General features: G+C 56.4%; 11 protein-coding genes and 1 tRNA gene. 7 read left to right on the plus strand and 5 right to left on the minus strand.

The window, feature by feature from the left end; all coding sequences use genetic code 11:
* Positions 1-397 precede the first annotated feature (397 nt).
* The gene (locus FRY97_RS00025; RefSeq protein WP_147165339.1) at positions 398-2,341 is read right to left on the minus strand and encodes a PD40 domain-containing protein; all 1,944 of its coding nucleotides are present in this window, start codon (positions 2,339-2,341) and stop codon (positions 398-400) included.
* Between the two features lie 16 nt (positions 2,342-2,357).
* The gene (locus FRY97_RS00030; protein ID WP_147165341.1) at positions 2,358-3,371 is read right to left on the minus strand and encodes a PorP/SprF family type IX secretion system membrane protein; all 1,014 of its coding nucleotides are present in this window, start codon (positions 3,369-3,371) and stop codon (positions 2,358-2,360) included.
* Between the two features lie 264 nt (positions 3,372-3,635).
* Between FRY97_RS00030 and coaE the strand changes: the two genes are divergently transcribed.
* Both coaE and FRY97_RS00040 read left to right on the plus strand, forming a co-directional pair.
* Positions 3,636-4,256, plus strand: coding sequence for a dephospho-CoA kinase (coaE, locus tag FRY97_RS00035; RefSeq protein ID WP_147165342.1), 621 nt, complete (start codon positions 3,636-3,638; stop codon positions 4,254-4,256).
* Positions 4,243-5,367, plus strand: coding sequence for an LOG family protein (locus tag FRY97_RS00040; protein ID WP_147165343.1), 1,125 nt, complete (start codon positions 4,243-4,245; stop codon positions 5,365-5,367). Before coaE ends, FRY97_RS00040 begins: the two co-directional genes overlap by 14 nt.
* Here FRY97_RS00040 and FRY97_RS00045 read toward each other — a convergent pair.
* Together FRY97_RS00045 and FRY97_RS00050 are read right to left on the minus strand one after the other, a co-directional pair.
* Positions 5,364-5,888, minus strand: coding sequence for a GAF domain-containing protein (locus FRY97_RS00045; RefSeq protein ID WP_147165345.1), 525 nt, complete (start codon positions 5,886-5,888; stop codon positions 5,364-5,366). The two genes, FRY97_RS00040 and FRY97_RS00045, sit on opposite strands and share 4 nt — an antisense overlap.
* Positions 5,889-5,988: 100 nt before the next feature.
* Positions 5,989-6,062: transfer RNA gene (locus tag FRY97_RS00050), tRNA-His, on the minus strand.
* A 602-nt stretch (positions 6,063-6,664) separates the two neighbouring features.
* Here FRY97_RS00050 and FRY97_RS00055 point away from each other — a divergent pair.
* The 3 genes from FRY97_RS00055 (at position 6,665) to FRY97_RS00065 (ending at position 8,697) form a co-directional block, all read left to right on the plus strand.
* Complete coding sequence (locus FRY97_RS00055) at positions 6,665-7,450, plus strand: hypothetical protein (RefSeq protein WP_147165347.1); 786 nt, start codon at positions 6,665-6,667, stop codon at positions 7,448-7,450.
* A 144-nt stretch (positions 7,451-7,594) separates the two neighbouring features.
* Positions 7,595-8,173: a 1-acyl-sn-glycerol-3-phosphate acyltransferase gene (locus FRY97_RS00060; protein WP_147165348.1), complete on the plus strand. Its 579-nt coding sequence runs from the start codon at positions 7,595-7,597 to the stop codon at positions 8,171-8,173.
* 17 nt (positions 8,174-8,190) lie between these two features.
* Entirely contained in the window at positions 8,191-8,697 is a 507-nt protein-coding gene (locus FRY97_RS00065; RefSeq protein ID WP_147165350.1) for a nucleoside-triphosphatase, read from the plus strand.
* 47 nt (positions 8,698-8,744) lie between these two features.
* On the opposite strand, the gene FRY97_RS00070 is transcribed toward FRY97_RS00065, so the two are convergent.
* The gene (locus FRY97_RS00070) at positions 8,745-9,344 is read right to left on the minus strand and encodes a hypothetical protein (protein WP_147165352.1); all 600 of its coding nucleotides are present in this window, start codon (positions 9,342-9,344) and stop codon (positions 8,745-8,747) included.
* A 388-nt stretch (positions 9,345-9,732) separates the two neighbouring features.
* Here FRY97_RS00070 and FRY97_RS00075 point away from each other — a divergent pair, with 388 nt between their 5' ends.
* The gene (locus FRY97_RS00075) at positions 9,733-11,358 is read left to right on the plus strand and encodes a CTP synthase (RefSeq protein ID WP_147165353.1); all 1,626 of its coding nucleotides are present in this window, start codon (positions 9,733-9,735) and stop codon (positions 11,356-11,358) included.
* A 4-nt stretch (positions 11,359-11,362) separates the two neighbouring features.
* Positions 11,363-12,763, plus strand: a complete 1,401-nt coding sequence (locus FRY97_RS00080) for a hypothetical protein (RefSeq protein ID WP_147165355.1) — start codon at positions 11,363-11,365, stop codon at positions 12,761-12,763.
* The last annotated feature ends 1 nt before the right edge of the window (position 12,764 follow it).

Below are 12,764 nucleotides of genomic sequence, written 5' to 3' on the forward strand. Positions count from 1 at the left end.
CTAACAGGCTGGGAGAAGGCGGGGGCACAAACCAGATTGCCGTTTTTAGGGGCCTGCCCCTGCCAGCGGGCAGGTGCCGCTATGCTGCGGGGCTCGCTATCCGCTCGGCCCCTCGCCCTACAGGCGTCGGGTCTGGCCTTCGCCCCCCCCTGCGCAGCGCTAGGCCAATGCCAGGCTAGTGGTCTGTCAAGTGTTAATTTATGGATTGAGCGGGAGCGGATTTTGAGGCTAAATCAAGGCGGATGTCCCCGCGCATAGCAGCGCTATGTAAGGGGTTGTCCAACGAAGAGTAGCCTCAAAAGTCGCCGCAGGCAACCCCTAGTTTTAGCCTTGACAGACCACTAGAGCCCCAAAGCTTAAACGCCTGCGACATTCTGGTTGGCGCCCAGCACGCCTTTTACTCCCTGACCTCCAAAATCTCGACCCGCCTTTCCCGGGCGGCATCCGGGTGGTAAATGCTGTTCCTCCGGTCGTCCAAGGCATCGCTTACTTCATTGGAGGCCTCAGATTCCCCATAAGGCAGTTCCGTAAGCGTCAATTGCCCGTTTTCCAAAAATGGCAGCAGAGCCCCCTGCCGGTAAGCTTCGAAATGATTGCGCACACTGCTGATCCGGCGCTGGCTCAGGGCCAGGTTGTAATCGTTCTGCGCGCGCGGGCTCGTGTACCCTTTCATGAATATCTCAAGGGTGTCGCCTGTTTCCAATCTAGAAAGCAATATCCCACAAAACAGCTCCAAGCGCTCCTGCCCTTTAGCCACCTGCCCCGAAAAAAAACGGGCTACGGCATCCTCTGCCTGTAGGGCCAGGGTGTCAGGAAGCCCTTCAGCAAAAGCTTCGGCGTAAGCCCATTCCTGTTCCAAGTAATCCGCAACCGTACGCCCGTAGGTAAGGCGGGTAGCCGTCCTCCGGGTACGGGGCTCCGGCTCGTCGTTGTCGAAATAAAGCCTGAGCGGCAAAAAATCGGACAACCGGGTAGGCTCAGGCGGGGCTTCAGCCACAGGCGGAGGGGCAAGCAACGGATCAGGCTCTGCCGGCAGTTGCAATGTGTCCTGCAGCTTGGCGGCCAGGTAGATGTCATTGCAACAAGCATCGTGCGCACGGTCCAAGTGATAGCTGCCAGGCCGGTTGCTGGCAAAATAAGCCCTTAGCCCATCAGCTGTTTTCGTAAAGTAAAAATCGTTGTAGGAAGTATTCAGCGGCTGCCCAAGGTGCTCCGGCTCTGCCCCATCAGGCCATTGGAGCCGGTAAACATCAAGCCCGCCCAAGCCGGGCCAGCCATCAGAGCTGAAATACAGGGCTTGCTCTTTATCCGAAAACCAAGGGGTCATCTCTCGGAAAGGGGTATTGATGCCAGAAACAGCCCTTGGCTCGCCCGGCATGCCCAGGCTGTCCAAGTCTGAGACGAAAATATCCGCCCCTCCTTCCCGCGGCTGCCGTACAAAAAAAAGCAGCTCCCGCTGCTTGAGCGAATCATAGCCTACCGCCGGCTGGGTATTGGAAAAGCCAGGCTGATTGACCGGCCCAGGAAGCAGCTTGCTTTTGCGGGGCCACCGCTTGGCCGCCCCCCGCCTGGCCATATACAGACGGCACTCCACCTGAGCCCCGGCAGTATAGCGGCACACCGTAAAATAAGCCCGCTGCCCATCAGGGCTCAGGGCGAAATTGGCCGTGTGCGCAGTATCTGCATTAAAGCCATGCCTGAGCGGCCTGCCCCTGCTTTTCCCGCTCTGGTACAAGACCTTAGCTACTTTCCTCGGCGGGCGGTGCTTATCGCCTTCTAGTTCATAGCGCATGGAGCTATAGTACAGCGTGTCCCCCCTCACAACGGGCGCAAACTCGGAGTATGGGGTATTTACCGACCGCCCCAAGTGTTCCACCTTCCACTCTTCCCGGCTGCCACTGCGCCGAGCCGAAGCCCACCTAGCCTGCTCCAGCCGGTGCAGGGCTTCCGCTGCACCTTCGGCAGAAGCCCCCTGCTGCTGTAGATAAGCTTCAAAATAGGGGATGGCATCCGCGTACTTCCCGGTCTGCTGCAAGCACAGCCCCATGCCCAATATAGCGCTAGGGAAGGCAGCAGCGTCACGCCGCCCCAAAAGCCTTTGATAGGCAGTTTTTGCCGCTTCAAACGCGTAGAAAGCAAGCGCCCGGTCTGCATATTTCAGAAGCACCTCCGGGGCATCCGGCTTCAGTTTCAGCGCCTCTGCATAGTACAGCATCGCAGCCTGCTCGTCCTTTTGGGCCACAGCCTCGTCCCCTGCTGAAACAAAAGCCCGGAAAGTCTGCGCATGTACGGCCAGGTGGGGCATTAAAAGAAGCAGGCAGAGCCGGAAGATGGTATTCATTGGGCATCAGGTTGAATTAAAAAATGGGGCAGGCTTTAAAGACCGGCGGAGGCTCAACTGCGGTGAGGCTGTACTGCAGCCACAGCTCCGCCCCCCCGCGCCCATTGGTGGCCTGCTGGAACGGTGAAACATTGATGTCATAGCTCAGCCCCAACTCCCATTCCCGGTACTGCCCGCCTATAGATAACACCAGGGCATCAGACAAACGGTAGCCGCCCTCAAAGCTCAGGGCGATAGCCGGCAGCCCATAGGCATCCAAGTGCAGGCGCGCGCCCCCTAGCAGCAGCGCTTCCCGGTATACTCCCTGCTGCTGCCAGAGCAAGGATGCCAGCACACTTGCCTGATCTGTAGCAGGCAGCACAGCGCCTACAGAGAGGGCATAACGGATAGGGAGAGGCGGGCCTTCACCACCTAGAAATGACAAAACCGGCTGATTGAGATGAAAAGCGCCCAATGCCAGGTGCAGCCGGAACCGGCTCTGCACAGGCCGGTAAGCCCAAGCCAGGCCTGCCCCCCAACTTGCGTAGCCGGCCACTGTGCGCTCCAACTGCTCTGCTGTAGGGGAAGAGGGGTCGAATAGGTTGTCGGCAAACTGATCGCCAAACTGAAACGCGGCAGGGCTGAACCCGCGCTGCCCGGCACTGCCCTCTAAGCCCGTAGACAAGTACTGCCCTTCTGACAGCTGCAAGTGGAAAGCTGCACTGCCAGCAACCTGCAGCCAGCTCAGGTTGCCATCGCCTGCCTGATCATAAGCCATCCGCCCACCCGCAGCAAGATAGTGCCCTCGGCTGCCGGGGAGCGCTATCTTTTGGCTATAGCCCGCCACCAGGGTTTCATAAGCAACCGGTACTGCCTGCCATTGAGAACGATAGCCCAGCGCCAGCTGACGGGTAGGCTCATAGGCCCCGGCCAGGGCAGGGCTGAGCCGGAAGGCAGCAGGGCGGGGCTGGGAAAAATGCATATCCTGAGCAGCCAGCCAGCCTGGCACCCCTCCTATCAAGCAAATCAGCCATATACTAAAGGTTCTCATGCCTTCTCCTTAACTTTACTGTGTTGGCAGGTCCGCCATCTGCCCCTAGTGCCTTAAGTCATAAATCTCTGATACTTAAGTTGAAGTTATTTTCCGGCTAATCAAGGCGAAGGTTCGCGACTTTAGCCCGAGCTAAAGGAGCGGTTCTTTAACGAAGAGTAGACGGAAAAGAACGAAACTTGGGGTGGCAAGGATTTATGGCTTGAGGCACTAGAACGGTATTCAGCGCGCCAGCCTTGCCATTGCCCTAAATATGACCTAATCATGCACCCTAACATACAAAAAAAGCCGCTTAAAATCGGGATAACCGGCGGAATTGGAAGTGGCAAGACAACAGCCTGCCGGATTTTCGAAGCCCTTGGCATACCCGTTTACTACGCTGATAGCCGCGCTAAGTGGCTCATGGCACATCATCCACCCCTACGAGAGGGGATTGCCCAGCTTTTTGGCCCCCAAGCCTATCTGCCCGGCGGCGAGCTCAACCGGGCGCACATTGCTCAGATGGCCTTCGCCGACAAAGCTTTGCTTGGACAGCTCAATGCTTTGGTCCACCCTGTGGTAGGGCAAGATGCAGAAGCCTGGCAAGAGGAGCAACAGGGGCCTTACACCCTCAAAGAGGCGGCTTTGCTTTTTGAAAGCGGCAGCTTCCGCGCCCTCGACGCTGTGATCGTGGTGACTGCCCCGGAGCCCCTGCGCATCCAACGGGTGGTGAGCCGAGACCGCGTCACGGAAGAACAGGTACAAAGCCGCATCCGGCAGCAAATGCCGGAACAGGAAAAAGCAGCACGGGCAGATTTCATCATCCAAAACGATGGCCAACAGCTGCTGATCCCGCAGGTATTATCCATTCACGATCAACTCCTTAAACGCTATGACCAAATTTGAAAGCCCCGCTGAGCGGCTCATTGCGAGCCTCCAAGGCCTGGAAAAACGCACCGACCTGCGGCACTGTACCTTACAGGGGCTCAGCCTTCAGCATGACAGCCTGCCGTGGGGCAGTACGCTGATAGATGGCACCACGGCTTTCCTAGGCTGCCCTATGCCGGTAGAACTGGAAGTAGCCCTGCGCAAAAGAGGTGCGCAAATCTACCCGCCCCCGCCCCCCGGCTTGCCCTACAACCCTTTCCGAAATGCCCTCTACACCTGGCAGGAGCTGATGCAGCGAATGGCAGATGGCACAGAGCGCGATCTGAAAATATACCAGCATTTTTCTGCCAACAAGCACACGCCCCCTATCAATGAGGCACTATGGCAGCGCATACACGACCACGCTATAGATGAAGGCTTGCGCCAACTGCTTGAATTTGATGCCGACGGCATGACCCAACAGCGGTGCGTGGGCATTATGGGCGGGCATGGCACCCTCCGGACAGATCCTTTTTATGAAAAAACCGCACACACCGCCTTGCTATTGGCCAAAGCAGGGTACTTCGTAGTATCTGGAGGCGGGCCGGGCATTATGGAAGCGGCCAACCTTGGCGCATACCTGAGCCATTATGGGGAAGCCGCCCTCCCACAGGCCTTGAAAACACTATGCCGTGCGCCACATTATACCGATGCGGGCTACCTTGATGCAGCAAAGGCAGTCTTATCCGACTTCCCAAAGGGAGCTCCCAATCTGGCCATCCCCACTTGGTTTTACGGGCACGAGCCCAGCAACCTCTTCGCCAGCCACATTGCCAAATACTTTAGCAACAGCATAAGGGAAGACACCTTGCTGGCCATCAGCCTTTATGGTATAGTGTGCGCACCGGGCAGTGCAGGTACCACACAGGAGATATTCATGGATGCTACCCAAAACCACTACGGGACTTTCAATTACTACAGCCCGATGGTATTTTTGGGCAGGCAGCGGTATGAAATCGACACCCTCATCTACCCCTTACTGCGTCAGCTCGCTTGGGGGCGGCCATACTACGACCTGTTGTTCTTGAGCGATGAGCCTGAAGATATTGTGCAATTCCTCAAGCAGCACCCACCAAAAAAGGTAGGCTAACGTGCAAAAGCTTCCTGCATGATCTGCTCCAGGTGCTGCTGATCGATTTCATCAAAAGAAGCGGGCAGAGTACTGTCTACGTCGAATACGGCAATCAGCTCTCCAGAAGGGTTGAAAACGGGGACGACGATCTCTGATGCGGAATTGGGGTCGCACGCAATATGGTCTGTGCCCTGCTGCAGTGCGTGCGTATCGGGCACAATCTGAGTGCGCGCTTCGCGGGCAGCCCGGCCGCACACCCCTTTGTCATAGCTGATGTGCAAACAGCCCAATGTGCCCTGATAGGGGCCTACCGATAAGGTGCGGTCTCCGCTCTTCACATAAAAGCCGGCCCAATAATAATAAGGCAGGTAGGTCTTCAACAAGCAATTGATGGTGGCCATTTTAAGGGTGAGGCTGCTCTCCCCTTGCAGATTGGCCCGGATGGCCAAAGCCGCCTGTTCGTAGGCTGCTCTCTTTTCTGCGCGGCTTAAGTTTTGGGAAGGCTTTACGAAGTAAGGCATTTCAGCAGGTGCGCTCATGGCTAGCAGGTTAGGTTGGGAAAGATAAACAGGGGACAAAATGAGCGGTCCGGAAACCAAAAACGGGAGCCGAATGGGCTCCCGTTTTTTCTTACATTTGGGTGGATGACCGGATTTGAACCGGCGACCTCTGGAACCACAATCCAGCGCTCTAACCAACTGAGCTACAACCACCATTTTGCCGTAGATAAAATGCCCGTCGGCACTCTTGTTTCTAAAGCGATGCAAATATAAGCAGGAAATAAATTTGCCGCAACCCTTTTTTGCATATTTTTTCATTTATCGAACATAGAGCAGGTTTAGCGCTCGTCCCTGTTGCCAATCAACGGTTGATGAACGGGCCCAAACCAGATTGTCGTTTTTTTGCTTGCCCCTTCCGTAAGGATGGGAGCCTGCCCCTGCCCGATGGCAGGTGCCGCTATGCTGCGGGGCTCGCTATCCGCTCGGCCCTAACGGGCTTGCCACCCCTGCGCAGCGCTAGGCCATTGCCAGGCTAAAGCCCCAAAAAGCCCTTAAGCGCCTGCGACATTTTGTTTTACGGACTGATGAACCTGGACCCCTCTCTAAATTTTCATTTAGCCCGATAAAAATCCGGCGGGCCCGCCAGAGCCCTGCCAGCCGCACCGGCTCAGCAGGCATGCATAAAATATTGATTTCCAATATAAAACCCATCCCAAAAAGCGCTAAGCATTGCAGCGGCTGTAGAAAAAAGCGGCTAAGGCTATTCCAAACCTATTCCTTATCTTACCTTACTGCCGTTTACAACCAAAAATGCCATGATGCCTACCCGCTTGTCCTACCTCGCCCCACTGCTGTCTACCATCCTATTCTTCCACAGTTGTGCACCAGAGCCCCGGCAGGAAGAAAACACCTCTGCGGAGGATGTGCGCCTGCGCTGTGAGCAGCAAAGCAGTGCTGGCCCCGATGCGCCCGACTATGCCGTATACATGCTGCTGGGCAGCCAAAAAACCAAGCTTGCCAACTTCCAGGCCTGCGACAGCATACCAGAGATCGAGTACGGACAGTATGACATCCCCCAGTCGGCTATCGCTGCTGCCGGAGGGTGGTACGCCGGGGCAGGAGACTACCTCTACGTCATGGAAGAGGACGGAGCTGCCGTCTTTTACCAAGGCTGGGCCGATGAAGCGCAAGAGGACGAAGGCTTCCATTACACACAAATTGCAATACTGGAAAACGGGAGGCTGAAGATGAGCGCCGGCCTCACCCGGGATGAAGTGGTTGGCACTTATGCCCTAAGCCGGGAAGTGGGCTCCCACCTCGTCTTTGTAGGTATGCGGGGGGATACCCTCATTGGTGAGCATTTTCAGCTAGACGGCATACTGCCGCCCGTCAATCAGCTCAATCTGCTCATGACAGGGCTTACCCCCGTTGATTCCGCAGCCCTTCAGCTAAGCGAGCCCTCTATGCAGTTTGCCTCCCCTATGGGCAATGGCCGCTTCGAAAGGGGCCCACAGCAAGTCCGGATGCTGCTCCATCTGCACGGGCAGCCCTTGTACTTGGAGAAAATAGGCTCTGAAGCTTACAGCCCGCCCGCGGGCTAGTGGGCCTGAGCCCTTATTAATGCCGGGGCTCGAATTGAAGCTTTATCTACCAGCCTACCTTTTAGGCGGCTGCTATGCCAAAACCAAATTTCAGGGGCTATCTTTAGGGCCTGCAAAAAAATCTAAGCAGGAAAAACGAAAACCATGGGAAAGCGACTTGCCCAGCTATTGCTCCGCCTGTCCGGATGGACGCTCAACCCCAATATACCCGACGAAGTGCAGCACTGCATCATCATAGCAGCCCCGCATACGTCCAATTGGGATATCTATTTTGCCCGCCTGGGCTTTTACATCATGGGGGTGCCCTTGAAATTCACCATCAAAAAAGAGTGGATGCGCTGGCCCCTTGGCCTCCTAATTGGCGCGCTCGGTGGCATGGGCATCGACCGGAAGCCCAGGGCCGATACAGGGGAACGCCCCAGCTATACCGACATCATGGCAGAGCTCTTGGGGAAACACGACAAAATCGCCATGATGGTCACCCCAGAAGGCACAAGGTCTAAACGGGACCGCTGGAAAACAGGGTTCTACTATGCTGCCCTCAAGGCGGGGGCCCCTATTTGCCTCGGATACCTTGATTACGCTAAGAAAGAAGCAGGGGTTGGCGCACCGGTATACCCTACCGGCGATATAGAGGCCGACATGAAAAAAATCATGGATTTCTACCGGCACATACCCGGCAAATACCCGGAGCTCTTTAGCTTGGACGAGCGATATGCATAACCTCAACATCAGCAGACATGCAAAATAAAGTCGTCATCTTTACCGCACCTGTGAAAACCGGCAAGACCGAAGTGCTCATGGAATGGGCCCGGGGCAGAGCCAACCTCGGCGGCATCCTCGCCCCCGACTTGGACGGGCAAAGGCACCTGTTGAAACTGCGAGACCGAAGCCTGCAAGCTTTCCAGCTATCAGAAGAGGCGCTCGCCAAAGCCCCTGCAGAGGGAGTCGTCAGCATTTGCAAGTTCAACTTCCGGGCGGAAACCTTTGCTGATGCACGAAAGACCCTGCTCGAAGACAGCCAGGGGAGGTTCGATTGGGTAGTGGTAGACGAAATCGGGAAGCTGGAGCTCAAAGGGGAAGGGCTTGAACCTGCGGTCAGCGCAGTAGTGGATTGGTACCACTCTGGCCACGGCCACGGGCGGCTGATGCTGGTGGTGCGGGAAGAGAAACTGCCGCAAGTGCTGGAATACTTTAACATAACCGACTATGACACAGTGCGCATGGGCGGGCCAATGCCGGATTAGGCTATAAACTGCCCCGGCAGCCTGCTTGCTGCCGGGGCGATTGTGCCTTACTTATTGAAGTAGTCCTTCCACTTCCCGATAGTTTTGTCGAAATCAGCACGGAACTCTTTCCACTCCTCTTCGGCTTCAGCTTGCCATTCGGCAGATTTCTTTTTGAATTTTTCCAAAGCCTCGCGGGCTTCTTCTTTGGCCTCCTCGTAATCCTCTTTAGCTTCATCTCTGGCGTGCATGGCCAATACAGCCATCTTGGCCTGGAAACGGGAAAGGTGGTCTTGGGCAGTGTCTGCAGCTTCGCGGGCCTGCGCACCGCCTTCTTCCTGAGCCTTTCGGGCTTTAGCTTGCAGATTGCCCATAGCGGATGCGAACATGGCTTGTTGCTCCTTGAGGTTGCCCTCTGCCGCCTTCGAGGATTTCTTCAGCTTGTCCAGCAGCTCGGCGTAGGCTTCCTGCAGCTCTGACCGGGCTTCTGAGAGCTCCTCTTTAGCCTCGGAGCGCTGTTCCTCCAGCCACTGTGCCATGCGCTTTTTCTGTACTTCAAATTGGTCGGCGGCTTCTTTTTTGCCAAGGTTCAGCTGCACCTGCAGCTCTTCAAAATCTGCCTGCCACTCTTTTAGGCGGGCCTCCATTTTTGCTTTCCAGTCAGACATTTTAGGATAGGTTGGTTGGAAGGGAAGTTAAGCCCTTTCAGGGACGTAAGCAAGCACTTGGCCGGCCGGCTTGAGGGCAGCCCAAAATATCGCACCATGATGGCATCGGCCTAGCGCTGCGCAGGGGTGGCAAGCCCGATAGGGCCGAGCGGATAGCGAGCCCCGCAGCATAGCGGCACCTGCTGCCAAGCAGGGGCAGGCCCCTAAAAACGGCAATCTGATTGGCGCCCTCCCCCCTTTTTTATTCATTTTGTGCTTTACTTGCCGATAATTAGGAATAGCGTTGAACAGATTCCTTACCTTTGTACCCCGTAACAAAACGACCGCGGCTGAGCAACTGCAGGGCGACCTTGCACCTGCTCATACCGGCCTATCTAAAGCAAGCTTCATGACCAAGTACATCTTTGTTACGGGCGGGGTGACGTCCTCCCTCGGAAAAGGTATTATTTCAGCCTCTCTGGCCAAGCTACTGCAAGCGCGGGGCTTCTCGGTGACCATCCAAAAATTTGACCCCTACATCAACGTGGACCCTGGCACGCTCAACCCATACGAGCACGGGGAGTGTTATGTGACAGACGACGGGGCGGAGACAGACCTGGACCTGGGCCATTACGAGCGTTTCCTTAATACGCCTACCTCGCAGGCGAACAACGTGACCACTGGGCGTATTTATCAGACGGTCATTCAGAAAGAGCGCTCTGGCGACTACTTGGGCAAAACGGTGCAGGTCATTCCTCATATCACAGATGAGATCAAGCGGCGGGTGCAGCTATTGGGCACCAATAATGAGTTCGACATCGTGATCACTGAGCTGGGCGGGACCGTAGGCGACATTGAGTCGCTGCCCTACCTGGAAGCCCTACGGCAGCTGCGCTGGGAGCTGGGCACCGACAACTGCATGGTCATCCACCTTACGCTTATCCCCTACCTCAAGGCGGCGCAGGAACTAAAAACCAAGCCCACACAGCACTCCGTCAAAGAGCTGCTCAATGCTGGCATACAGCCCGACATCCTGGTCTGCCGTACGGAGCACCCCATCAGTATGGATATACGCCGCAAGCTGGCGCTGTTTTGCAATGTAGACGTTGGCTCGGTCATTGAGGCGATCGATGCAGAAAGCATTTATGATGTCCCCCTGCTTATGCTCCGGGAAAAGCTGGATACCGTGGTCATCACCCGCCTTCGCCTGAAGGACAGGCGAGAGCCCGACCTCAAGGCGTGGAAAGGCTTCCTGGGCAAGCTCAAAAACCCCTCTTACAGCCTCAACATCGGGCTGGTGGGCAAGTACAACGAACTTCAGGACGCCTACAAGTCCATTTACGAATCTTTTGTCCATGCCGGAGCGGTCAACGAATGCAAGGTGCACGTCACCCCTATACATTCCGAGCAGCTGGAAGGGACAGCAGAGGAGGTTGCCGCACGGCTGCAGGACTACGACGGCATCTTAGTGGCACCTGGTTTCGGTGAGCGCGGTATTGAGGGCAAGATCAATGCAATCCGCTATGTGCGGGAAAACCAGGTCCCCTTCTTCGGCATCTGCCTGGGCATGCAGTGCGCAGTGGTAGAATTTGCCCGCCACGTTATGGGGCTGGAGGGGGCCTCCTCCACAGAAGTCGATACCCATACCCCCCACGCTATGATCGACCTGATGGCCGACCAGAAGAAAATCACCAAGAAAGGGGGTACGATGCGCCTGGGCGCTTATACCTGTGAGCTGCGCCGGCGCAGCAAAGCTAGTGCCGCCTATGGCTCCCTAAAGATCAGCGAGCGCCACCGCCACCGTTACGAATTCAACAATCAGTACCGGGAGGCTATGGAAAAAGCGGGGATGATCGCTTCGGGGATCAACCCGGAGAACGACCTGGTCGAGATCGTTGAAATCAAGGACCATCCCTGGTTTGTAGGCGTACAATTCCACCCGGAGCTGAAGAGTACCGTGGAAGCCCCCCACCCACTGTTTGTGGCCTTTGTTAAAGCCAGCTTGGAGCGCAAGTACCAGCCGGCAGAAAGCTAAGCCTTTGCAGCACTTCAGCGCGCGCATATCATTAGGGGGCGCTGCCCTCGTGGCGGTTGTGGCTACCTGGCTGGCCTCCAGCCACCCATTTTTCTGGGACACCGTGCAGTTGGGCGCCAAGCATGCAGATTTTTTCTACCGTACTGGCTTTGCTACCTGGCTGCTGCCCGATGAGATGGACAGCGGCCACCCCCCTGGGTTTGGGCTATACCTGGCTGCCTGCTGGGCGTTTTTTGGGCAGAGCTTAGCCGTCAGCCACTGGGCGATGCTGCCTTTCGTGCTCGGCATACTGTGGCTGGGCTATGCCATTGGGCGGTACATTGCTCCGGGCTGGGCTTGGCTGTTCCCTTGGGCCCTTGCTGCCAACCCTGTGCTGGCCAGCCAAATGCTGCTGATCAGCCCTGATACCGTGCTCACGGCAGGTTTCCTTCTGGCAGCCTATGGCTTATTCAGCCGAAACAACTGGGCCCAAATGATGGGAGCGCTGATCTTAGCCAGCATCAGCACAAGGGGCATGATGGCCGTGGCCGCCCTTTACTTGGCAGGCGCCCTGTCTTGGCCCCTTCCCCCAATCCGTATCTTTGCCCGAAAAGCCCTACCGTATGTACCGGCAGGGCTGCTGGCACTGGTTTTCCTTGTCAGCCATTACCTGGCCAAAGGCTGGATAGGCTACCACAGCAGCTCTCCTTGGGCACCAAGCTTTGAAGGGGCAAGGGGCTGGGACTGGCTGAAACATGCCTTCATCTTGGGCTGGCGCCTATCCGATTTTGGCCTTGTTTTCGCCTGGCTGGCGGGGATAGCCGCTTTCGCTAAATGCCGAAGGTGTATCCGGCAGGGGCCTATAGCGCTTACCGCACGCATTACTTTATTCGCCCTTGCACTTTTTGCGCCAGCTTTCCTCCTCTATCAGGGCTTGCACCAGCACCGCTATTTATTGCCGGTCATGGTTGGGGCACAGTTTCTTATGCTCGGGCTCCTTTATCATTCCAAATGGACAGCAGCCTGGCGGTATCTGCTTGCTGGGCTCTCCCTGATCGGCCCGGCGGCTGGGCACTTTTGGGTTTACCCAGAACGGATTGCACAAGGCTGGGACAGCAGCCTGGCCCATTGGCCACACTATCAGCTGCGCAAGGATGTCATTGCCTTTATTGAGCAACAGGGGATTGCGCCGGAGGACGTGGGCACTGCTTTCCCTGAGATCGGCCCCTTCCATTACAGGAGCCTAAATGGTGAAAAGCAGGGCTTTGCCGCTAAAAATCTAGCCGTGCAGTCGTACATTTACTACTCCAATATCATGAACGACTTCTCCGGCCAAGAACGGGCCGTGCTCGCCAAAGGATGGGAAGTCATTTTTGAAGCCCACAGGGGAGGCGTGTCTGCACGGCTCTACCGGGCCAAACGCTGAA

It is taken from the genome of Phaeodactylibacter luteus (assembly GCF_007993045.1).
In the GTDB taxonomy this organism is placed as follows: Bacteria; Bacteroidota; Bacteroidia; order Chitinophagales; family Saprospiraceae; genus Phaeodactylibacter; species Phaeodactylibacter luteus.